This window comes from Actinomadura decatromicini (genome assembly GCF_008121305.1).
Taxonomy (GTDB): Bacteria; Actinomycetota; Actinomycetes; order Streptosporangiales; family Streptosporangiaceae; genus Spirillospora; species Spirillospora syzygii.
This window is the reverse complement of record NZ_VSRQ01000009.1, coordinates 313,974-334,869: the sequence shown is the minus strand read 5'-3', so window position 1 is coordinate 334,869 and position 20,896 is coordinate 313,974. Positions and strand designations below refer to the sequence as shown.

Here is a 20,896-nt window from a genome sequence, read left to right as displayed (position 1 = left end):
TAGCGGATGAACGTATCGGTTGCCCGGACGGTTCCGTAGGCGAGCAGACCTCCTATCGACCAGAATCGATCGTCATGGACGACCCGAATGCCGACGCGGCTGCACTGCTCTGGGAGCAGGCTCGGCAGCAACTAGGCCAGCAGAGCGCGGACCTTGACCTGCTCCGGACCCGCGCTGTCGCCATGCTGTCCGTCGCCGCGCTAGTCGCCGGCTTGTTCGGGGCACGCCTCCCCGCCGCTCATACCAGTGACCGGGCGGTCGGGTTCATGATCGCGGCACTGGCCCTGTTTGCGGCAAGCGTCGTGCTCGCGGTGACCGTCGCAGTACCTCGCCGCAACTGGGAGTTCACGTTCAAGCTCGATCTTCTCATCGCGCGTGTGGACGCCGGCGAGGCCGAACCAGCGGACGTTACTCGCAACTTGGCGGCATGGGCGGAGGCTGCACGGCGCAATAATGCCCGCACGATGAGCCGCCTGTACCTGTGGTTCCGGCTGGTCTGTCTCCTCGTGGGGCTCCAGGTGGTCGCTTGGATGGCAGTCCTGATCTAGGAACCCGCACGACCGTCCGGCTTTTCCTCCCTGGTCTGCTGGTCGGGCTCGTAGGGGAGAATCACCGGCCGCCGTGGACGGGGCTCAGGCTTCTGTGATTCTGTCGTCTGCGTGTTTCCCTCGTCCCCGTCGGGCTGTTCAGTGGCCATAAAGCATGAGTTTATTAGATCGGGGCGAGCTGGCGATGTTGATCCAGAATTCTATCTCTCTGAGAATCAGTCGGGGCGTGACGGTCCTGGACTATCGCGACGGCTGCGCCTTGTCGTATGCCCACGACGAACCATCCCCAGAATTGCACCACCTCCTATGGCGGCTAGAACGGGCCAAGGCGGGGAGAGTGACCAGCGCAGACATCTCCGAGGCGTCGGCGGGAAGCCCTGGTGCGCTCGGCGCTCGGCTGAGTTCCGCCCTGCGGGCCGTGGGCGGAGAACTTGGGCGGCACTTCCTTGGACCGGAAATCGCACAAGCCGTGGCTGAAGCGCTGGCCAACGCGACGGGCGCCGGCGAGCCTCTCCGGATCAGCCTGGAGATTGATGGGGAGTTGGCCGGCTTGCCCTGGGAGGCGATCACACTCCCCGGCCAGGACACGCCGCTGGTGCTCACTGCTGCGGTCGAGTTGTACCGCGCAGCGGCGGTGCAAGAAGCTACGCCGCCGACGCTCATCCCTCCGCCGTTGCGCGTTCTCGTCGCCATCGCCAGCCCCGATCACGGTGGTGGCGCGCTACTCGACTACGAGACCGAACTGTCCCGCATCCTCGATTCCGTTGAGGCGATCCGGAGTGCGGACAGTGTTGGGGGTGGAAGTCATGTCCGGGTGTTGAACTGGGGAAGCAGAGCCGCGATCCGAAAGGCCCTGCTGGATGAGCGGTTCCACGTCCTGCACATTACCTGCCATGGGGCGGCCGGGAGCTTGTTGCTGGAGTCCGGCGACGGTGGCCCGGATCGTATGGACGCCACCGAGTTCGTCACCCAGGTTCTGGTACCAGACCGCCCGGTTCCGCTGATCGTGCTCGCCGCCTGCTCGACGGCAGCTCCGGTGGTTGGCGAATCTACGGGGGCCGAGTGGCGCGGTATGGCTCAAACCCTCCTCGCCGAAGGGGTGTCCGCCGTGCTGGCGATGACAAATACGGTGAGCGACCCGTACGCAACGGAACTGCTGTCGGCCTTCTACGCCGAATTGGCTGGGCAGAGCGCTGGCGATGCGCTGGCCGCGCTGTCCGAGGCGCGGCGGATCGTGGAGCGTGACCGTGCGGCCCGAACCGACGCCGACCCCCGCGCGGCGCTGAGCGAGTGGGCGACCCCTGTCCTATTCCACCAGGGATCGCCGGAAGTTCTGTTCGACCCAGATGCGGACGCCGAACCGGTTCGCGAGCTTCCGCTGTCGGCGCTCACTGCCAGCATCACCGTACGGGGCGCTGAGCACTTCGTCGGGCGGCGCGCTGAACTGCGCCAGTTGCTGCGGACACTGCGGTTCGGCACGCCTGCTGTCGTCATCCACGGTCTGGGCGGGGTCGGTAAGAGCACTTTGGCCGGGCACGTCGTCCTGGGGCTCGACGACCGCGCGGGCATTGTCATCTCACTCAGCGGCGCGACGAACGCCGACCAAATCCTGCTCGCGTTCGCCGACCGGCTCGCTTCCTGGTGTGCCACGCATGACATCGCCATGGACGACGACCGGCGCGGACTGGTCGAGGTGTTGCGCGACGGCCACCGGTCCTGGCAGGACCGGCTGGCCGTGGTCGGTGAGCGGCTGCTGGCCACCGTCTCCGTCACCCTTGTCCTTGATGATTTCGACGACAACCTCGTCCACGTGGACGGCGGTCCAGACCATATGATCGGCGATGGCTCGCTCGTCGACCTGCTCGCCGAGTGGCCGACTCTGACCAACGTGTACCTGATTCTCACCAGCCGATACTCGTTCGCGGTTCCCGGGGACGCCCGGTTCTGGCAATATCACCACCTTGGACCACTGTCGTCAGCCGAGTGCCGCAAACTGGTATGGCGGTTGCCCGCGCTGGACGCGCTGAGCGTAGACGAGCAGCGCCGGGCGATCGCCGATGTCGGTGGCCATCCCCGGGCGCTGGAATACCTCGACGCGCTCCTACGCGCCGGAAATGCTCGTTTCACCGGCGTGGCCGATCGCCTCGAAGCGATCATCCGTGAGCACGATGTGCCCGACCCGCGCGCCCGACCGGCCAACGCCACCGAATTCGACCGCCGACTCGCGGAGGCCGTCGACATCGCCGCGGCCGACATACTGCTCACCGACCTGCTGGCCTGCCTGGACTCCGTACCGTACGCCCGGCGGCTCCTCATCGGCGCGTCGGTGTACCGGCAGCCCGTGGACGAGACCGGGCTGTTGCGGCAGGTCAGCGAAGAACAGGGCACGACGGTAGATCCGCTGGAGGAAAAGCGCTCCGCGGACTTGGCCCGGCGGGTGAGCGAGGCCTTACCGAACTGGCGGGAGTTAGGCTCGGCCCCTCCGGAGAACAAGGATGGCCTGCTGCCTGATCTAGAGGAGCTCTACGAGCATTTTGAACGTCTGCGCCGCCCGTCCCCGGCGCCCGACGCCTTCGAGCGGGCGCTGGCCACTCTGCTGGATCTCGGACTGCTGACACCTCTCCCAGGCACCGATGGCACTCCTGTCGCGTACTACGTGCATCGCTGGACCGCAGCGGCGATTGCGCAGTTGGTCACCTCGGATGAACTCACTGACGCCCACCGGCGAGCAGCGACGGACTACTGCATCCGCATTCTCCCGCTGATGGACGCGCTGCGGTTCTCCCTCGACAACCGCGATCGCGTCATTAATCAGTTGGAGGCGGCCCACCACCAGATCATGCTCGGTGAACCGGCAGAGGACATGATCGAGGGCGCGCTCACTCGACTACACGCCTGGGGCATGTGGGACTGGGAAGAGCGCGTCTGCCGAGACACACTCTCCGAAGTCCCAGAGCACAGCACGATCGCCGCGTCCCTGCACGCGAGAATTGGCGTCATCGCCTTCGACCGTGGCGACCTCGCGACCGCCGAAGCCCGATACCGGGAGGCGCTCACGATCAACGAGGCCCAAGGTGACCAGTATCGGCAGGGATCGGACTACCAGGAACTCGGCATGATCGCGCACGCCCGGGCCGACTGGGTGCAGGCCGAAGAGCTCTTCCAGCAAGCGCTGACTCGGTTCACCGAACCCGGCCGGGAGCGCGACCGCGCCAACGTCTACAACTCCCTTGGCATCGTCGCCATCGACCGAGGTGATTACGCCCAAGCCGAAGAGTGGTTCGGCAAGAGCGTTCCCCTCGCCGAACAGGTCGAGGATCGGGGGCTGCTCGCAAACGCGCTCGGGGAACTGGGCATCATCGCCCGCCTGCGAGGGGACCTCTCCGCAGCCGAGCAATGGTGCCGCCAGTCGATGGAGCTGAAGGCCACGACGGGCAACCGGTTGGCCTACGCGCGCGGTATCGGTGAGCTGGCCCTGATAGCCAGCGCACGGGGTAACCATTCGACGGCACGCGACCTACTGCACCGCGCACTGCGAATCTTCGACGAACTCGGCCACCCTGAGGGCGTCGCCCTGACGTATGCCAACCTCGGCGACGTCGCGCGTGCGACGCACAATTACGCATCCGCCGAACGTTGGTTCACCGAGGCCGCAACGCTCGCCCACGAACTCGGCATGCCCATGGCCGCGGGACTGTACGACGCGCTCATCCGCCTCGCGGTACGGCGCGAGGACTATCACGCAGGTCAGGCATGGGCTCAACTGCTCGTCGAACTACACAAACGGATCGGCAGCCCCGATGAGCTGGCCGAGGCGTGCCATGCTGTCGTCTCTTTCTGCACCGTCAACCAGGACATATCGGGCGCAATTGTCTATACGGTGCACGGGCTGGCGGCCACGTCTCCGGGTACACCCCTGTTTGACCAAGCTTTGAAACTGCCCCGGTCACTGCGCGTCTCCCTAGGCCGGGACGAGTTCCGGCGTATGCTCGCTGAAATCCTCTCGTCCGCCGAGATCGACCACCTCCTGACGGCACTCGACAGAGGAAGCAGTTCGCCATAGCTCTGCGCGCAACTCTTGACGAGCAGAACGTGGCCGAGCGGCGGTGGGCTGGGCGAGCAGGATGCGCGGGCGTTGGAGGTGCACCAGGCGTTCCCTCGGCCCGGCGAAAACGAGGACCACGTCCCGGCCGGTGCCGGTGCCGGTGCTGCCAGTGGCCCTGCAGCGCCCAGCGTTCGACGACCGGTTGCGCGCCGCCGTCGCGGGTGCGGCGCACGGCAGCCGCATGGTGGTGGTCGGGGACTCTTCGGCGGGCAAGACGCGGGCGTGTTGGGAGGCGATCCGCGCCGAACTGCCCGACGGCGGGTCTGGCACCCGCTAATCCAGGAACGTCCGGCAGTGCTAGCCGAGGCTGTCCGCGCCGGTCGAGGCGCCTCGACTCGCCGCGCCGCTTCCGGTACTTGGGCCCTAGCCAGCGCTGCGCTCCGGGTCGGCGACCCCGCCGTCACGTATGCCGCCGGGAACGCGCATGTCTACGGCCGCGGCACGGACGGACGCCTGTGGGAACGGATCCGCCTCAACGGCGCCTGGCAGCCCTGGACCAAGGTCGACGACCTGGTCGTCAGACCGCGCCCGCCGCCGTCGGACACCCTGACGGACGCGTCGAGGCGTTCGTCCGCGACGCCCCCGACCGGCTCAAGACCAAGCCCCCCGGATCAGGCTGGGGCGGCTGGACCGACCTCGAAGTCGCCGCCTGGATCATCACTCGCATCCTCAGTGTCCCGTCGCCGTCCCGGACTGGCCGTAGCCCCGAACCCCCATCTGTCCCAGCCGGGACGGGTAGGACACCTGGGGACAGGCCGGGACGCCTGGCCGGGACGGTGGCGGGCCAACACTACGCCCTGGCCGTGCTGCGCGCTTGGGAATCCAGCCCTGGGATTGGTCACGAAGAGTCGGGGACGTGTCTGGGACAGATGAGCCGAGGGGGTGGTGCAAGCGACGTGTAGGCCCCACCGGAGAAGCGGTACCAAAGGCCTCCCCAACTGCGGCGACCTGCGTTGATCACAAGGTAGGGGGCTTCGCCGGATTTGATGGCTGCAAGATATGCCTCTTCGATCCCCCGAAAAGGTTCCTCGTTCCCCAGCCATCTGATCGCTGGTTCCATTGCACAGTACGGGCAGGTGGCATAGGTGAAGTTGAACACGGCACCTCTGAAGATATGCCGCAAACCTGTTCGACGCGCAAGTAACTGAATGGGGACAGTGTCACCCTTCGTAAAGTTGATATGAATGACGTTGCGTCGTTCTTCTAGAAGCATACTCTTCAGGACGTTCTCGAACTCAGTCACGGCCATCTGCCGAATCATAGAGTCTCCCTGGTCGGATCCTTCGATTCCTAGGATGTAGTTTGAGCCAGGAGGGCGATCCCGATCACGCCCAGCACGAGTAATGAGAGCCCGAAGGCGACCGAAAAGTTCTTCGGGAGTCCACCACCATCCTTCTCGACTTTTCGGGCATCCTGAAAATAGGCAATGCTCGCCCCGAAACACTCGGCTATGGCCAGCGGCAACACATAAGAGCGGGAGATCCATCCGAACAGGAGTCCGACACCGGCCCCGGCTATAAGACAGTTCAGGAGTTGGATCTTCACGGAGATCACGCCTCCCTACGGCGAACTTTTCTATTAGACGTCAAACAAGTTGCCGAGTTGCAGGTAAAGCCCGCAAATCACATTTTACTGGCCCCGTTTCTTCTCACCAAGGCGTGGGGGCCTGCCCCCCGGGCCACCCAGCGCTGGCCCGGCGGCTAGGGCCGCCCATCTGTGTCACGGTTTCGCCCAAAATTTTGGTAACCCTCAGTTACGGAGAGATGCCCGACCCGATGCAGCGCTACGAAGTGGTCCCGCTGGACCGGCTACCACCACCCCGACAACCCTCGGCGTGGCAGCGTTGAGGACATCGCCGACAGCATGGACGCCAACGGCTGGTACGGCGCGCTGGTGGTTCAGCAGAACACCGGCCGCATCCTGGTCGGTAACCACCGGTGGCAGGTGCCTCGCGGGTACCAGCTACGACAGGGACGACCTGGAGGACCTGCGCGCCGTCCTGGACGAGGTGCCCACCGTCACCCCGCCCACCACTGGGGCGCACTACGCCGAGAGCCCCGAGGAGAAGGAACAGCGCGTCGCCTCCCTCGGGCGAACTCCCGCAACCTCGCCGGACTGCGGGAGCTGGTGGCCGTCCTCCCGCTGGCCCGGCACGGCGACGCCATGGCGCGCCTAGGCGACTGCGCAAGGTCCGACGCCAGCTCGGGGGAAGTGGTCCTCGCCGCGCTGAACCTCCTGGCCGAAGGTCGTCGTCAGGCTGGCGGCGCTGCGAGCGCACCGCGGCTGCGGGAGAAGGCCGGTGACCGCCAGAGCTCTGAACGGCTCGCCCGACAAAGCCGTCGACGTCGGGGACACCGAGGCGCTGCCCTATCTGGCCATTCTGTGGCAGGAGGCGGGTGACCGCGACGGCGTTGAGCGGCTCCGCCGCTTCGGCCTGACCGCCGCCGGAGATGTCGAGGAGCCCTGGACCTAGCGATCCGCTCAGGGACGGGTCCAGACACCACGACCAACCGGAGGGCACACTTGGCCATGACGCTCCTTCCATCTCTCCCCCTCCCCCGGTTCGTTCCACAAATCATGCGCCCGATCGCGTGTCCAGTTGCCGTGCGGAGTGGCCGGGGCACGGACGGTCAGAACTTGCGAGCAAGCAGGCTCACTGATCAGGTGATGGTGGCGGCGGTGCCCGCGGCAACCGCACCGCGGCTAATCCGGGCCGCTCGATGAGCGGCAGCCGGGACAGTCATGGGGCCGAGCTGGTCATGCCCGTGCCGCTGGCCGGTTCCCGCCTTCGGGGGGACCCCGCGCGGGGCCTCACGACGGGCCGATGCGGGCAGTCAAGTGCGGCCTACCTGTCGGGTCAGGCTACGGGGCCCCGCCCCCGCGCAAGTTCGGAACCGTCCAGTTCACGTGGGACGGATGCCTCGTACAGGACAACAGGATGCGGTGTCCGGGCAATCACACCGGGTATCCGCTCCTTAGGGAGAACAGGAAATGAACATCGTCAAGCAAATCGCGTGGTGGCTTTACGCCGTGCTGGCCTCGGTGCTCACGCTCGGCATCTGGTGCCGGGCCCACCTGGTGACCATCAGGATGCGGACGATGGGCGGTGTGCGGGCCGGAGTGTTCGGCGGTACACACATCTACCGCGAGAGCGGGAGCAAAGGCGACTTTCTGGTAATCAGCCGGTGGCGCGGCAAGTCCCGTTATCCGGTCAGCAGGATCGCGTCCGCCTCGACCGGGGTCTGGACAGTGGGCGTCGAGTCGTCCGGGGGGGGCACACCAACAAGCTGGCAACCTGGCAGACCAGGACGGTCGCCGCGTTCATCGACTCGTAGGTGAGACAGGAACCAGCGACATAATCTAACGGGGTGGGGTACAAGCCCGCTTGGGAGTACGTCAATCGTCGTACGCGAGATTGGTTGATACCTGCGTAAAGAGCCAATCGGGGAGCCACACCAGGTGACCGCGCGAGAACGACAGCAAGTCAAAGGCCGGATCCGATCTCACGGACCCGGCCCTTTCCCGTCTGTACAGCAGCGAAGACAGCTAGACGTCCTGATCGTTGCTCCCCGGCCGGTTCCCGTCAGCGCCGGTGAGGCTGTCCCCTAGACACTCCAGGGCCTCCCCGATCTCGTTGATACCTCCGTGTGGACCTCCATCGTGATGCTGATCTGGCTGTGTCGGAGAATCTGCATCGCCGTCCGGGGATGGACGTCCAGCACGGCTAGAAGTCGTCCGCAGGTATGCCGCGTATCGTGCACCCGAATGGTACGGAAGCCGGCGCGCTGGCACCGGTGGGCAAAGCTGCGATTGACGTTCCGCGGCTCGATAGGGGCGTCCCGGCCGCGTGGTGAAAACAAGTCTCTTTCCGGTCCAAGGCTCGTCACGCGCGGCACTTTTGGCTTTCTGCCGTTCCTCGCGGAGCCGTAGCGCTGTGATGCAGATGGCGGTCAGTGGCATGACGCCGGTCGAATCCTCGGCCTTTGTTCGCTCCTTGTATAGGAGCTGGCCGCGCACGCGCTGAAGCTGCATGCTGACGGTCACTCCCCCGCGTCCATGTCGATGTCTTCCCGTTGCAGACTGAGAACTTCGCCCTTGCGAAGCCCCATCACAAAAATCAGCACCCACGCGGCATACCGGGGGTCACTTCCACTTTGGGCCGATTCGAGGAATGCGTGCGCTGCCTCCACACTCCAGGACGCCTTACCGCACACCCGCTTGCGCATCGTCGGCAGCTTCACCATACGAGCGACGTTGCGCGAGAGGATTTCCTCGGTCTGGGCATGCGTGAGCGCGGGACGCAGCGTGTTGCGCGCGGCCTGGATCGTGCGGCGGCTGGGATAGGCACGGCAGCACCGGCCGATCGCGCAGCACCTTTGCCTCCTGCACGGGTCCAAGTGCCGTTTCGGCCTGGCGGAATCCTTGCCCTGCCCACAGCACTGGCACGTCTTGGGCAGTTTGTTCACCCACGCTTGGACGTCCCGACCGGTCAACCGGTCGAGGCGCTTTCGCCCTAGTGCTGGGATGACGTACAGGCGCGCGAGAATCTCGTACTGTGCGTAGGTTTGCGCTTCGCGGTTCGGCTCGATTACGGGGTCTCGCAGGTTTCACGGCCGGGACGGCCCCGCGGTGCACGGCGTCAAGGATGTCGGTGAGCAGCGTGCCATGCGCGGTCTCGCGCGCGGGGATCGCCTCCTGCAGCCGCCACGCGCCCAGGCCTTGTCGGTCGGTAGGTCCGAGGGGTGGCGGCCCCTCCGCTGTCACGCGAGGGATCAGTGGTGGTCCTGGTGGAGGGCCGTTGCAGGCTGGCTGGTCGGGAGGGGGGGACGCCGCTGGCCTACGGATCTGCCGGACGGTTGAGGGGTGGTTTGGATTCGGCGGGCGTCTTGGGTGGGTGATTCGCCGAAGTGGCGGCGGTATTCGCGGCTGAATTGGGAGGGGCTGGTGTAGCCGACTTGGCGGCTGATGCCGGCGATGTCGGTCGGGTCGGCCAGGAGGAGAAGGCGGGCCTGGTGGAGGCGGATCTGTTTCTGGAACTGGATCGGGCTCATGGCGGTGACCGTCTGGAAGTTGCGGTGGAAGGTGGAAATGCTCATGCCGGCCTCGCAGGCGAGGTCCTCGACGCGGAATGGGAGCCGGTAGTTCTCCCTGATCCAGTGGACGGTTCGGGCGATGTGGCTGAGGTTGCTGTCGGGTGCGGCGAACTGGCGGAGCATCGCGCCCTGTTCCCCGGTGATGAGGCGCCAGAGGATCTCGCGCTTGATCAGCGGTGCCAGCACGGCGATGTCCTGTGGGTGGTCGAGAAGGCGCAGCAGGCGGAGGACGGCGTCGAGCAGGGGCGGGGGCGCGTCTCCGACCGCGAGCCCGGGCGGGGCGGCCTCACCGAGATCCGGGAGGACCGCGGGCGGCGCCTGCAGGAGCGTCTCCACGATTTCCGAGGGGTTCAGTGTGATGCCGACGCCGAGCCCGGGACGGCCGGGCGATGCCTTGACGAAACGGGTCATCACGGGGAGGCCGAGCGATACCACGAGGTACTGGCCGGGCCGGTGCTCGAGAACGCGGTCCCCGAGCACGAACTGCTTGGTGCCCTGGCCGACCAGGGCGAAGACCCGGCTGTAGGTGACGGGCCGGGACGGCTGGGGGCGGTCGGCCTTGAAGATCAGGACGTCATCGATGGCGGTCGTCAGATCCGGGCGGGCATACCGGTCCATCAGGCTGCACAGTTCGTCGAGGGCCATCATCCGATTGAACACCCCGAAAGCGCGTGGATGGGCTGCCGCCCGCGGCGGAGCCGGCCGCCCTGGCGCCCGTTGTCCACGGCGACGAGCTCCGCCAGGATCGACAGTGCCGTCTCGGTGCTGGTGACCCCGCCCAGGTCCAGGCCGACCGGCCCGATCAGCCGCTCGAGCCCCATGGCCCCGGAGAGCCGTTCGAGGCGCTCCGCGTGGGTGGCCCGGCTGCCGAGTGCTGCCACGTAGCCCGCCTTCCCGGCCAGCGCCGTCCGGAGTGCGTCGTCATCGATGCGCTGATCATGGCTCACGGTGACCAGCGCGTCGCAGGGGTCGAGCGGGTGGGTGTCCAACCACTCGCCCGGCCAGGCCCGGACGAGTGCCGCGTCGGAGGGGAACGCGCCGGACGAGAGGTGCCGCTTCCGCGGATCGACGATCACGGTTTCGCGGTGCAGGGTGCCCGCAAAACCGGCGAGGGCCGCCGCGAGGTCGGTCGCGCCCACGAGGACGAGCCTGCGGCGCGGTCGCACGAACTCGGTGAAGGTCAGAGGGTCCGCATCACCGGGGTCTGGCCCGATGCTCCAGCGGTGGGGGCACACAGCGCCGAGCGGCCGAGCGCCGGGACCGTCCCGGCCCACCAGCCGGGCCAGGACGACGTCCCCGCCGTCGCGGACCACGGCGTCCACGAACGGCCAGATCTCCCGCAGCATGTGCGGATCCCCCGCCGTCATCGGCTCTCCAGTACCCGGTCGAGCCGGAGCGGCAGTGTCCGGTGGCGGACTCCGGTGGCGTGCCAGACGGCGTTGGCGATGGCCGCGGCGGTGCCGACGTTGCCGATCTCGCCCGCCCCCTTGATCCCGAGGGGGATGCCGGGCTCGTGGTCGGGCACGAAGTCGGCCTCGATGTCGGGGACGTCGGCGTGCGCGGCGATGTGGTAACCGGCGAAGTCGGCGTTGACCTGGCGTCCGGTGTGCGGGTCGCGGACGCCTTCCTCGTGCAGGGCCATCGACAGCCCGCCGATCATCCCGCCGACCACCTGGCTGCGGGCGAGCAGCGGGTTGACCACGCGGCCGATCGCGAACATCCCGAGCAGGCGCCGAACCCGGATCTCGCCCGTCGCCGGATCGACCGTGACCTCGGCGAAGACGGCACTGTAGGCGTGCCGTTCGAGTCCCATGAGATCGCCGAGCAGCCGGGAGGTGTCGGCCGTGACGGTCACGGGCCTCCTCCCGTCGATCTTCTCCCGGCGCAGGAGCCCGGCGGCCTCGGTGATCGCCCAGGCCCAGGACGTCGTCCCCCGGGATCCGCCGGCGCCCCAGGCCATGCCAAGGTCGCTGTCGGCGATCCGGAGCCTGATGCGGTCGATCTCGACGCCGAGCGTGTCGGCGGCGACGGCGCCGAGAGCGGTACGGGCGCCGGTGCCGATGTCGGAGGCGCCGATGCTCACGGTGAAGGTGCCGTCGGTCTCCGCGGTGATCGACGCCGAGGACGGGAACGCGCCCACGCCGAAGCTGGTCGCCGCGACGCCGGTACCGGTGAGCAGCGGCCCCTCCCGTCGCAGCCGCGGCCGGTGGTCGCGCTCCGCCCAGCCGAAGCGGCGGGCGCCCTCCCGCAGGCATGCGGTGAGCTCGCGGCTGCTGAACGGCAGTCCGGACACGGGCCCGGCGGACGGCTCGTTGCGCGACCGCAGTTCGACGGGGTCCATGCCGAGCCGTTCCGCGACCTCGTCGACGGCGCATTCCAAGGCGAACGAGCCCGGGGCGGCGCCGGGTGCGCGCATCGAGTAGGGCGGGACGGTGTCGACGGGGACCGCGGTCAGGGTCGTGTGGATGGCCGGGGCGGCGTAGAGCGCCTTGGTGGGTTCGGTGCAGCCCTCGATGTACTCCACGAGCGGCGAGACCGCAAACGCCGCGTCGTGCCGGATCACCTGGAAGCGGCCGTCGGCGTCGGCGCCGATCATGACCCGCTGGTCGGTCGGCGGCCGCATCGCGGTGGCCAGGAACACCTGGGCGCGGGTCAGGGTGACCTGGACGGGACGGCCGGTCAGAGTCGCGCCCATGACGGCGAGGATCAGCTGCGGGCCGCACAGTCCCTTGGAGCCGAAACCACCGCCGACGTGCTCGGCCCGGATGTGGACCCGCCGCTGATCGAGGCCGAACAGCGCGGAGAGGGCCGCCGCGACGATCCAGGGGCCTTGGTTGGAGTCGCTGGCGTGCAGATCGTTGCCGTCCCACCAGGCGGTGGCCGAGTGGGGTTCCATGGCGGAGCAGTGCTCCTCCGGGGTCCGGTACCGTTCGTCGACCACGACGGCCGAGGCGGCGAGTCCGGCGTCGGGGTCGCCGAGGGCGGCCTCGGGGCCGAACAGGTCCAGGGCGGGACGGGCGGCCGGGTGCTCCGCGGTGAAGGCGATGTCGTGCGGTTCGATCGCGTACTCCACGGGCAGGGCGGAGGCTGCCCGCCGCGCCTGCTCCCAGGTCTCGGCGACGACCAGGGCGACCGGCCGCCCGGCGAAGGGGACGTCGGCCTCCTGGAGAAGCTGGAGGGTGCCGTCCGGGCCGAAGAACGAGCCGGCCTCGGGGTTCAGCCGGGGCGCGTTGGTGTGGTCGATGACGGCGAGAACGCCGGGCATGTCCCGCACCGCGGCGGCGTCGAGCCGCGTGATCCGGCCGCGGGTCACCGGTGCCGTCACGAGATGGCCGAACGCGAGGTTCTCCAGGGGTTCGTCGGCCGCGTACCGGACCCGGCCGGACACCTTGCCGGGCCCCTCGGCCCTCGGTCGCGCCACGCCGATGGCGCCGCGCGGTGGCGTGGTCTCGTGGTCCTCCATCAGTGATCCCCCTTCGCAAGCAGATCATTGAGGACGGCCTCGATGAGGTTTCGGGCGAGGGGCACCTTGTAGCCGTTGTCGCGGAGCGGCCGCGCCGCGGACAGTTCGCGTTCGGCGGCGGCCCGGAACAGGGCCGGGGCGGCCGCCTCGCCGCGCAGAAGTTCCTCGGCGGCGTGCGCACGCCACGGCCGCGACGCCACTCCGCCGAGCGCGAGCCGCACGTCCTCGATCCGCCCGTCGCGAAGGTCGAGCGCCCCGGCGACCGAGACGGTGGCGAAGGCGTAGGAGGCGCGCTCGCGAACCTTGCGGTAACGGGACGTCGGCCCGGCCGCGACCGGCGGGAGCGCGATTCCGGTGATCAGCGCTCCCGGCGGCAGCGCGGTCTCCTCATGGGGGGTGTCGCCGACGGAACGGTAGAAGTCGGCCAGCGCGATCCGGCCCGGCCCGGCGGGACCTTCGAAGCGGACCTCGGCGTCGAAGGCGGCCAGCGGGACGGCCATGTCGGAGGGGTGGGTCGCCGCGCAGGCGTCCGACCAGCCGAGGATCGCGTGGTTGTGGTGCTGCCCCTCGATCGCCGGGCAGCCGCTGCCGGGGACCCGCCGGTTGCAGGGCTCGGACGGGTCGGCGAAGTAGGTGCAGCGGGTGCGCTGGAGGAGGTTGCCACCGGCCGTCGCCATGTTGCGCAGCTGGCCCGACGCTCCCGCGAGGATCGCCTGCGACAAGGCGGGATAGCCGCGGCGGATCTTCGGGTCCGCGGCGATGTCGCTGTTGGTCGTGGTGGCGCCGATGAGGAGCCCGCCGTCCGGGGTCGCGGAGATCCCCGCGAACGGCAGGAACCGGATGTCGACCAGGCGCGCCGGGGATTCGACGCCGCTCTTCATCAGATCGACCAGGTTGGTGCCGCCGCCGAGGAAGCGGGCGCCCTCGCCGAGGCGGAGTGCGTCGCTGAGATCGGTGGCGCGAACATAGGCGAACTCCCTCATCGTGCCGTTTCCTTCGCCTCGGCGTCGGTCTCCAGGATCGCCCGGACGATCGAGGGATAGGCCCCGCACCGGCACAGGTTCCCGCTCATCCGCTCGCGCACCTCGGCGGCGTCCAGGTCCCGCGGCGGAGCATCGGGCGAGACGTCCTCGGTCGCCGCACTGGGCCAGCCCGCGGCGTGCTCGGCCAAGACGGCGACGGCCGAGCAGAGCTGCCCCGAGGTGCAGAAGCCGCACTGGAAAGCGTCGAGCCGCACGAACCGCTCCTGCAGCGGGGTGAGGTCGTCGCCTTCGGCCAGGCCCTCCACGGTCGTGACGGCGGACCCCTCGGCCGCGACGGCCAGGGTCAGGCAGGAGACCACCCGGCGCCCGTCCACCAGGACGGTGCACGCGCCGCACTGGCCATGGTCGCAGCCCTTCTTCGGACCGATGAGACCGAGGTCCCAGCGGAGCGCGTCGAGCAGCGTCCGACGATTGTCCACCTCCAACGACCGTTCCCCGCCATTCACACAAAGGGTCAGCGAACTCCGCGAGCCGTCTCTCATGCGGCCCATGTAACCATCCGAACGATCAGAATCCTCGCCTAAAGATCGCATGCTCTTGCACGATCCTGCCGACCTCGCTGACACCCGGACTGCGACGGGAATGAATGGCCCAATTAATTGGCGTCCGCGCCGAGCCCCGTTCTTCGTGGCCGCGCTGGCCGTTCCCGGGCTATGCCGACGAAAAGGGCGGGCTTTCCGGCCGCTAAGCCGTCCGCGGCAAGGCCGACAGGGGACGGTGTGACGTCAGATGGTGAGGCATTCGATCCAGTAGTGGCCGGTCGCGTCGCGGTGGGCTCCGTGGATGTCGGTGCCCAGGTAAGGGAAAGCGCGGTCGAAGTCTTCCAGGGCATGGAGGTAGCGCATCAGCGGGCCGTCCTCCGGGCCGATGGACTCGCCCGGCATCAGCATGGGGATGCCGGGCGGAGTGACGACGACGGTCGCGGCGCAGACTCGTCCCGGCAGGTCCGCCAGCGGGACGCGTTCGGTGTTGGAGCGGATCAAGGCCTGGTAGCAGTCGGCCGGGGTCCGGACGGGTTCGGGGAGGTCGGTGAAGACCTGGTCGAGGAGGAGGTCGAACCTTGAGTCGCCGAGCCTGCCGTGGGTCTGGGCGCAGAGTTGCCGGAGCGTCGGCCCGGACGGGCCGAAACCGGGCATGACCTCGGCGAGTGGCAGGTCGCCGTCGTAGTCGTGCTTGAAGTCGATGAGCGCGTCGATCAGGGTGCCCCATTTGCCCTTCGTGATGCCGAGCGAGAACAGCACCAGGAGGGTGTGATCGCCGGTCTTCTCCACGACGATGCCGCGGCGCTCCAGATAGGCGGCCACGATCCGGGCCGGGATCCCCCATTCGGCGGTTCCTGTGGCGGCTTCGGCACCTGGGCAGGTGATGGTCACCTTGATCGGGTCGAGCATGCAGTGGCCGTCGTCCAGGCCGTCGAACCCGTGCCAGGCGGCGCCGGGTTCCAGCGTCCAGCAGCGGGGCTCGGTGGAGAGCATTCCGGGATCGGCGTCATGGAAGGGGACGGTCTCCCCGGTCCGGGGGTCGGTGACGTGCGGGGGCTGCCAGACGCCGAAGAACCAGCCGGGACGGGCGCCTTCGGCGCTGATGCGGGCGGCCAGGCGGACCATCGCCTGCCGGAAGCGGACGGCCTCGACGATCGCCTCCGTCGTCAGGAACGGGCCGGCCGGGCCGTCCATCATCGCCGCCGCCACGTCCAGGGACGCGATCATCGGGTAGAGCGGTGACGTGCTGGCGTGCATCAGGAAGGTCTCGTTGAACCGGTCGTAGTCCACCGGTGCCCGCGGGGACGGGCTGACATGCAGCATGGACGACTGCGACAGCGCGGCCAGCAGCTTGTGCGTGGACTGGGTGGCAAACACCGTCGGACGCGTCTCGTCCGGCATGGTGTGTTCACCGACGGCCATGCCGTACCGGCGCTCGTAAAGCGGGTTGAACCGGGCGTAGGCGAACCACGCCTCGTCGAAATGCACGCGTGGAACGGACGCTCCCAGCAGTTCGGCCACCTGGACGGCGTCGTAGCACAGGCCGTCGTAGGTCGAGTTGGTGATGACCGCGTACTCGGGATCGGATCTGACGGCCCCGGCGGTGAACGGATGGCCGGCCAGCCGGTCCCGCACGGCGGGTCCGGACAGCGCTCCGGCCGGGATCGGACCGGCCAGGCCGAGCCCGTTGCGTTCGGGAACGAGGTACACCGGACGGGCGCCGCTGATGGCCAGGGCGTGCTGGACGGACTTGTGGCAGTTGCGGTCGACCAGCACCAGCTCGTCGCGGGCGATGGCGTGATGGCCGACGATGCGGTTGGCCGTCGAGTTGCCGTTGACCACGAAGAATGTCCGATCGGCGCCGAAGACCCGGGCGGCGTTGCGCTCGGCGTCGCCGATCGGGCCCGTGTGGTCGAGCGGCGACCCCAGCTCGGGGACCGAGATGGACAGGTCGGTGCGCAGCAGCCGCTCGCCGTAGTAGTCGAAGAACGCCCTCCCCACCGGCGACTTCAGGAACGCCACGCCTCCGGCGTGGGCGGGGGTGTGCCAGGAGTAGCGGTGCCGGTCGTCGAGTTGCTGGAGCGCCCTGAAGAACGGGGGAAGTATCCGCTGCGCGTACTCGTCGGCGGCGTGCGCGATGCGTCCGGCGATGAAGTCCGGGGTGTCCTCCATCAGGAAGACGTAGCCCTCGATCACCTCGTACACCCACAACGGCACCTCGCGCGGCTCGTGCTCGACGGTCAGCAGGAATACGGGCAGCCGGTGGAACCGCTTGGTCACCGCCTTCATGATCTCTTCCGTCTCGGGCGCTCCCCAGGCGACGAGCGCCGCGGTCAGCATCGCATCCGACCGGATCACCCCGAGCGCGTCGGCGCCGCGATGCGTCCAGCGGACCCCCAGCCCGTGCGCGTCCATCGCGATACGGAGGCGGCGCAGCTGGTCGGCGATCACCGAGTCCCCGTCCGCCCGCTCTTCGACGGCCAGCAGGACTGTTCTCTCCACAACAGCACCTCCACGCGACAGACGCGTCACCGAATGCCTACAGAACGCGTCCAACCTGACGCGAAATGTAACAGCCGCAGGAAGTGGCAAATAGTGATGCATCGGTAGCTGGGAGTCACCGTTCCGTTACCAGTGCAGCACATGTCGGTAAGCGACTGCCCGCCTCCAGAACATGACGCTGCTTCCACCTCGTTCGTGCCGTCGGGCCTGTTCCCAGCCGTGCGCCTTGTCGCCGGGCGGGTCGACGACTCGCGTGGCATCCCGGGCGTCCCCCGGCGGAGGGGACGCCGTTGCCGCGTGGACGGGACGTGGGGCGTCATCGTCGGACTTGTGACCTGGCTCGACACCCGCAGCAGTGCGAGCGGCGACACCGCGCGGATATGCGCGTCCGTAGGCCGAGCAGCCGAAACGCCTGGGCCCCCGTTCTGCGGTCGGCGGAATGCATGGGACCTGATGGCGGTGCCGTCTTACGATGTGCGCATGGCCGAGACCGTCCGACCGCCCATGCCGACCGACGAGAAGCCGCACGAGCGGGGCGCCGCGCGCCGGGAGGCGGAGCCTTTGTGGCGCGACGCGCTCGGCCGTTGCCTGCGGCGCCGGCGTCTCGACCGCGGCGAGACGCTGGTCGAGACCGCCCGCCGCGCCGGGGTGTCGCCGCAGTACCTCTCCGAGATGGAGCGCGGCGTCAAGGAGCCGTCGAGCGAGATGATCGCCGCGGTCGCCGGCGCCCTGGAGACGACGCTCGCCGACCTGGCGCTCGCGGTCGCGACGACCCTGCTGGCCGCGCCGACCGGAACCGCTCCGATGGGCGCGACCTGCCGGGCCGCCTACGCTCTGGCCGCATAGAGCGGCTTCTACGCGGTGAAGGGCTGCTTCTCCTCGATCACCTGGTCGATGAGGCCGTAGTCCAGGGCCGTCTTCGCGGTGAACACGCGGTCGCGGTCCGTGTCGGCGCGCAGCGTCGCGGTGTCCTGCCCGGTGTGCCGGGAAAGGATGTGCTCAATGTCCGCGCGCACGCGGACGACCTCGTCCGCCTGAAGGATGAGGTCGGGAATCGCGCCGCGGCTCTGCCCGACCGGTTGGTGCAGGACGACGCGGGTGTGCGGCAGCGCGGCACGCTTGCCGGGAGCGCCCGCGGCGAGGAGCACGGCGCCGACGGCGACCGCCTGTCCCACGCAGGTCGTCGCGACCTGCGGGCGGATATAGCGCAACGTGTCATAAACGGCCAGCATCGCGCTGGGGTCGCCGCCTTCGCAGTTGATGTACAACTGGATGTCGCGGTCGGGGCTGTCGGCCTCCAGGTACAGCAACTGCGCGACGAGAGCGTTCGCGACCCCCGCGTCGATGGCGGTGCCGAGATAGATGATCCGCTCCGTCAGAAGGTGCGAATAGACGTCCATTATCCGTTCACCGCGAGGGTGCTGCGCGATGACGTTCGGAATCGTGTAAGAGCTCATCGGGCGGCTCCTTCGGAAGGGACGCCGAGTCCGATGGTGCGATGGCTGGTCGGCACGACCTCGTCGAAGGCGCCGACGATCGCGTCGATGAAGCCGTATTCGAGTGCTTCCTGCGCCGTGTACCAGCGGTCGTGCAGGGAGTCCTCGAAGACGCGCTCGACGGGTTGCCCGGTGTCCTCGGCGATGAGCCCGAGGACGGTGTCGCGAGTGTGGCGCAGGTCGTTGGCCTGCAGTTCGATGTCGACGGCGGCGCCGGCGATTCCGGCGGAGCCCTGGTGCATCAGCACGCGGGCGTGCGGCATGGCGCGGCGCTTTCCGCGGGTCCCGGACGACAGCAGAAACTGGCCGGCGCTGTAGGCGATGCCCAGCACCATCGTTGAAACGTCGCACGGGATAAGGCGCATGACGTCGCGAATGGCGAGCATCGACGGAACCGACCCGCCAGGGGAATGGATCCACAGCGCGATTTCGGTCGAGGAGTCCTCCCTCGCCAGAGTGATCAGTTGCGTTGCCAGAAGCGTGCCGTTGTCGTCGTCGAGCGGGCCGTCCAGCACCAGGACGCGTTGCTGATAAAGCTCACGCCGCACTCGCTCGTTGAATACCGGTACCTTCTCCTCTTCGCTCATGCTTCAACTCTGCGTCCAGGCGCGCACCGGTCACAGCCAGATCTGCCGGCGGCAGATCTGCTCAGAGCAGCAGAGCCCCTACACCCCCGTCAGGCGGCCGCCGTCGTCGAAAGCGTCTCGCGAGCACGGCGGCGGGCCTGGCGGCGGGTCGCGGCCCACACCGCCAGGCCCGCCGCCACCATGGCCGCCGCTCGGGACGGGCGGAGCCGTCGACCTGAGATGGGGGCGGGGTTCGCAGTCGCGGGCTAGTCGTGCCGGCCTGGCCAACTGGCGAATTCTCGGACCGTCGGAAGAGGTCGATGTAATGGTGGGAACTGCGTTCGCGTGGTGCGAGGTCGGGAATGCCTACGTGCTCGGCGTAGGTCGGTTCGCCGCCGGATCGGGCTGAGGGTGGCGGACGTGGAAGGCTTGGGAACGCGCAATCGGCGATTCGGGCGACCTTCCATTCGCATCCGTCGCCCGGACTCCAGTTCAGTTCTCAAACGGTCGAGATGAACGAGGAGCTCACCATGGAGCGGCCAGTCAGGGCTGTCGGCCCGCAACATCTCGGCCAGATTGACGCGCTCTACGCGCGCGGCGTTTAGATGGTAGGCGAGTGGGTCCTCGAGGTCAGTGGTTCCTGTGGCGAACTGCTGGCGGCGCATTCGCCCGTAGGTGCTCATCGCCAAAGCCAGGTGTCCGATGGTCGCGGCCAGCCGGCTGCGAGTGTCGCTCTTGGACAGGGGGTCCTCGCGCTCCTGCTCGGGCTCGTTGGCGTGGTCGGCCAGGCAGCGTGCGAGGCCGCGGATGGTGATCCCGCAGTGTTCCAGTGCGGCCAAGGTCTCCCGCAGTGCCACCATTGCCCGCAGCATTCCGACCCCCTGCGGGTTGAGTCGAATGCTTTCTTCGGCCTGTACAAGTTCGCCGTCCACGCGGTGGACTTGCCGGCTGAGGGAGCGGGCCTGAAAGAGCAACCTGTCAAATGTGCGTGGCTCAGGGCGTTTCTCCACCGCTTCGGCGATGTCGTGGAGGTGCCGTGCCAGGGTGCCGCTCAGGCCCTCTAAAGCCTCCTCTGCCGCCTGGATCTTGACGGGCGAGGTCAGGATCCCGGTGATCAGGCCGGTGAGCGCGCCGACGAGGGTCTCCACGATCCGCCCCTCGGCCGCGGCGCCGTTTTCGAGGGACAGGATGAGCATGGCGCTGATCGGCACCTCAAGGGTGTAGTTGCCGAGCCGCAGGACGAATCCGCAGATCAGCGCAGCCGTGATGGCAAGGCTGAGGCTCCACCAACTGAATCCCACCAGGCTGGACAGCAGTGCCGCGACCAGCACGCCGACCACGACGCTGACGACGCGTTGCCAGACATGGTGAATGGTCTGGTACAGCGTTACTTGGACGACGAGAATTGCGGTCAGAGGGGCGAGTATGGGCCTTGGGCTGGTGCCGGGCAGCCATGACGCGAGTTGGAAGGAAAGAACCGCCGTCACGGCGAGGCGGGCGATCACGATCGCCGTAGGCTGCACACGCAGCCCCCTCAGCCCCACCCGCGTGACGACGGCGTCGGCGGCCGCACGCATCTGCCGGTTGCCGCTCATCTC

At 68.3% G+C, this 20,896-nt stretch carries 19 protein-coding genes and 1 pseudogene; 6 read left to right on the top strand and 14 right to left on the bottom strand.

Going from position 1 to position 20,896, the window contains the following annotated elements; all coding sequences use genetic code 11:
• Nucleotides 1–74 precede the first annotated feature (74 nt).
• The 3 genes from FXF68_RS36010 to FXF68_RS42800 all read left to right on the top strand — a co-directional run bounded on the left by FXF68_RS36010 (nt 75) and on the right by FXF68_RS42800 (nt 4,930).
• A complete protein-coding gene (locus tag FXF68_RS36010) occupies nt 75–548 on the top strand; it encodes a hypothetical protein (RefSeq protein ID WP_148767302.1) in 474 nt (157 codons plus the stop codon).
• A 226-nt stretch (nt 549–774) separates the two neighbouring features.
• On the top strand, nt 775–4,611 hold the full coding sequence (locus FXF68_RS36005; protein ID WP_187438281.1) for a tetratricopeptide repeat protein: 3,837 nt from the start codon (nt 775–777) through the stop codon (nt 4,609–4,611).
• A 151-nt stretch (nt 4,612–4,762) separates the two neighbouring features.
• The gene (locus tag FXF68_RS42800) at nt 4,763–4,930 is read left to right on the top strand and encodes a hypothetical protein (RefSeq protein WP_187438280.1); all 168 of its coding nucleotides are present in this window, start codon (nt 4,763–4,765) and stop codon (nt 4,928–4,930) included.
• A gap of 561 nt (nt 4,931–5,491) precedes the next feature.
• Here FXF68_RS42800 and FXF68_RS36000 read toward each other — a convergent pair.
• Together FXF68_RS36000 and FXF68_RS35995 are read right to left on the bottom strand one after the other, a co-directional pair.
• Nucleotides 5,492–5,902, bottom strand: coding sequence for a hypothetical protein (locus FXF68_RS36000; protein ID WP_148767300.1), 411 nt, complete (start codon nt 5,900–5,902; stop codon nt 5,492–5,494).
• Between the two features lie 41 nt (nt 5,903–5,943).
• Nucleotides 5,944–6,198, bottom strand: a complete 255-nt coding sequence (locus FXF68_RS35995; RefSeq protein ID WP_187438279.1) for a hypothetical protein — start codon at nt 6,196–6,198, stop codon at nt 5,944–5,946.
• 754 nt (nt 6,199–6,952) lie between these two features.
• Between FXF68_RS35995 and FXF68_RS42795 the strand changes: the two genes are divergently transcribed.
• Together FXF68_RS42795 and FXF68_RS35990 are read left to right on the top strand one after the other, a co-directional pair.
• Nucleotides 6,953–7,126 (top strand): hypothetical protein, encoded by a 174-nt coding sequence (locus FXF68_RS42795; RefSeq protein WP_187438278.1) that lies wholly within the window; start codon nt 6,953–6,955, stop codon nt 7,124–7,126.
• A 518-nt stretch (nt 7,127–7,644) separates the two neighbouring features.
• Complete coding sequence (locus FXF68_RS35990) at nt 7,645–7,992, top strand: hypothetical protein (protein WP_148767298.1); 348 nt, start codon at nt 7,645–7,647, stop codon at nt 7,990–7,992.
• 266 nt (nt 7,993–8,258) lie between these two features.
• On the opposite strand, the gene FXF68_RS44860 is transcribed toward FXF68_RS35990, so the two are convergent.
• The 9 genes and pseudogenes from FXF68_RS44860 to FXF68_RS35950 form a co-directional block, all read right to left on the bottom strand.
• A complete protein-coding gene (locus FXF68_RS44860; RefSeq protein WP_222870248.1) occupies nt 8,259–8,540 on the bottom strand; it encodes a tyrosine-type recombinase/integrase in 282 nt (93 codons plus the stop codon).
• 153 nt (nt 8,541–8,693) lie between these two features.
• The gene (locus FXF68_RS44260) at nt 8,694–8,897 is read right to left on the bottom strand and encodes a site-specific integrase (protein WP_246179123.1); all 204 of its coding nucleotides are present in this window, start codon (nt 8,895–8,897) and stop codon (nt 8,694–8,696) included.
• A 222-nt stretch (nt 8,898–9,119) separates the two neighbouring features.
• Nucleotides 9,120–9,242 (bottom strand): annotated as a pseudogene (locus FXF68_RS44855) (tyrosine-type recombinase/integrase); the annotation flags it as partial.
• A gap of 183 nt (nt 9,243–9,425) precedes the next feature.
• Complete coding sequence (locus FXF68_RS35975) at nt 9,426–10,391, bottom strand: AraC family transcriptional regulator (protein WP_148767341.1); 966 nt, start codon at nt 10,389–10,391, stop codon at nt 9,426–9,428.
• Nucleotides 10,391–11,113 carry an XdhC family protein gene (locus tag FXF68_RS35970; protein WP_148767297.1) on the bottom strand — a complete coding sequence of 241 codons (723 nt, stop codon included), beginning with the start codon at nt 11,111–11,113 and terminating at the stop codon, nt 10,391–10,393. The genes FXF68_RS35975 and FXF68_RS35970 overlap by 1 nt, the downstream gene beginning before the upstream one ends.
• The gene (locus FXF68_RS35965) at nt 11,110–13,209 is read right to left on the bottom strand and encodes a xanthine dehydrogenase family protein molybdopterin-binding subunit (protein ID WP_148767296.1); all 2,100 of its coding nucleotides are present in this window, start codon (nt 13,207–13,209) and stop codon (nt 11,110–11,112) included. The genes FXF68_RS35970 and FXF68_RS35965 overlap by 4 nt, the downstream gene beginning before the upstream one ends.
• Nucleotides 13,209–14,192, bottom strand: a complete 984-nt coding sequence (locus FXF68_RS35960) for an FAD binding domain-containing protein (RefSeq protein WP_148767295.1) — start codon at nt 14,190–14,192, stop codon at nt 13,209–13,211. The genes FXF68_RS35965 and FXF68_RS35960 overlap by 1 nt, the downstream gene beginning before the upstream one ends.
• Nucleotides 14,189–14,734, bottom strand: coding sequence for a 2Fe-2S iron-sulfur cluster-binding protein (locus FXF68_RS35955; protein ID WP_148767294.1), 546 nt, complete (start codon nt 14,732–14,734; stop codon nt 14,189–14,191). Before FXF68_RS35955 ends, FXF68_RS35960 begins: the two co-directional genes overlap by 4 nt.
• Nucleotides 14,735–14,977: 243 nt before the next feature.
• A complete protein-coding gene (locus FXF68_RS35950) occupies nt 14,978–17,236 on the bottom strand; it encodes an Orn/Lys/Arg family decarboxylase (protein ID WP_246179122.1) in 2,259 nt (752 codons plus the stop codon).
• Nucleotides 17,237–17,716: 480 nt separating this feature from the next.
• Between FXF68_RS35950 and FXF68_RS35945 the strand changes: the two genes are divergently transcribed.
• Nucleotides 17,717–18,082 carry a helix-turn-helix domain-containing protein gene (locus FXF68_RS35945; RefSeq protein WP_148767292.1) on the top strand — a complete coding sequence of 122 codons (366 nt, stop codon included), beginning with the start codon at nt 17,717–17,719 and terminating at the stop codon, nt 18,080–18,082.
• A gap of 8 nt (nt 18,083–18,090) precedes the next feature.
• Here FXF68_RS35945 and FXF68_RS35940 read toward each other — a convergent pair whose 3' ends face one another.
• The 3 genes from FXF68_RS35940 to FXF68_RS35930 form a co-directional block, all read right to left on the bottom strand.
• Nucleotides 18,091–18,693: a ClpP family protease gene (locus FXF68_RS35940; protein WP_148767291.1), complete on the bottom strand. Its 603-nt coding sequence runs from the start codon at nt 18,691–18,693 to the stop codon at nt 18,091–18,093.
• Complete coding sequence (locus FXF68_RS35935) at nt 18,690–19,319, bottom strand: ClpP family protease (protein ID WP_148767290.1); 630 nt, start codon at nt 19,317–19,319, stop codon at nt 18,690–18,692. Before FXF68_RS35935 ends, FXF68_RS35940 begins: the two co-directional genes overlap by 4 nt.
• Before the next feature lie 245 nt (nt 19,320–19,564).
• Nucleotides 19,565–20,893 (bottom strand): FUSC family protein, encoded by a 1,329-nt coding sequence (locus tag FXF68_RS35930; RefSeq protein WP_148767289.1) that lies wholly within the window; start codon nt 20,891–20,893, stop codon nt 19,565–19,567.
• Between the last annotated feature and the right edge of the window lie 3 nt (nt 20,894–20,896).

Excerpts from the sequence above, each read along its gene's own strand:
- FXF68_RS35965 (WP_148767296.1), bottom strand. The coding sequence starts at position 13,209 with ATGGAGGACCACGAGACCACGCCACCGCGCGGCGCCATCGGCGTGGCG.
- FXF68_RS35960 (WP_148767295.1), bottom strand. The coding sequence starts at position 14,192 with ATGAGGGAGTTCGCCTATGTTCGCGCCACCGATCTCAGCGACGCACTC.
- FXF68_RS35975 (WP_148767341.1), bottom strand. The coding sequence starts at position 10,391 with ATGGCCCTCGACGAACTGTGCAGCCTGATGGACCGGTATGCCCGCCCG.
- FXF68_RS35970 (WP_148767297.1), bottom strand. The coding sequence starts at position 11,113 with ATGACGGCGGGGGATCCGCACATGCTGCGGGAGATCTGGCCGTTCGTG.
- FXF68_RS36010 (WP_148767302.1), top strand. The coding sequence starts at position 75 with ATGGACGACCCGAATGCCGACGCGGCTGCACTGCTCTGGGAGCAGGCT.
- FXF68_RS35935 (WP_148767290.1), bottom strand. The coding sequence starts at position 19,319 with ATGAGCGAAGAGGAGAAGGTACCGGTATTCAACGAGCGAGTGCGGCGT.
- FXF68_RS36000 (WP_148767300.1), bottom strand. The coding sequence starts at position 5,902 with ATGGCCGTGACTGAGTTCGAGAACGTCCTGAAGAGTATGCTTCTAGAA.
- FXF68_RS44260 (WP_246179123.1), bottom strand. The coding sequence starts at position 8,897 with ATGGTGAAGCTGCCGACGATGCGCAAGCGGGTGTGCGGTAAGGCGTCC.
- FXF68_RS35940 (WP_148767291.1), bottom strand. The coding sequence starts at position 18,693 with ATGAGCTCTTACACGATTCCGAACGTCATCGCGCAGCACCCTCGCGGT.
- FXF68_RS35955 (WP_148767294.1), bottom strand. The coding sequence starts at position 14,734 with ATGAGAGACGGCTCGCGGAGTTCGCTGACCCTTTGTGTGAATGGCGGG.
- FXF68_RS35945 (WP_148767292.1), top strand. The coding sequence starts at position 17,717 with ATGGCCGAGACCGTCCGACCGCCCATGCCGACCGACGAGAAGCCGCAC.
- FXF68_RS35990 (WP_148767298.1), top strand. The coding sequence starts at position 7,645 with ATGAACATCGTCAAGCAAATCGCGTGGTGGCTTTACGCCGTGCTGGCC.
- FXF68_RS35930 (WP_148767289.1), bottom strand. The coding sequence starts at position 20,893 with ATGAGCGGCAACCGGCAGATGCGTGCGGCCGCCGACGCCGTCGTCACG.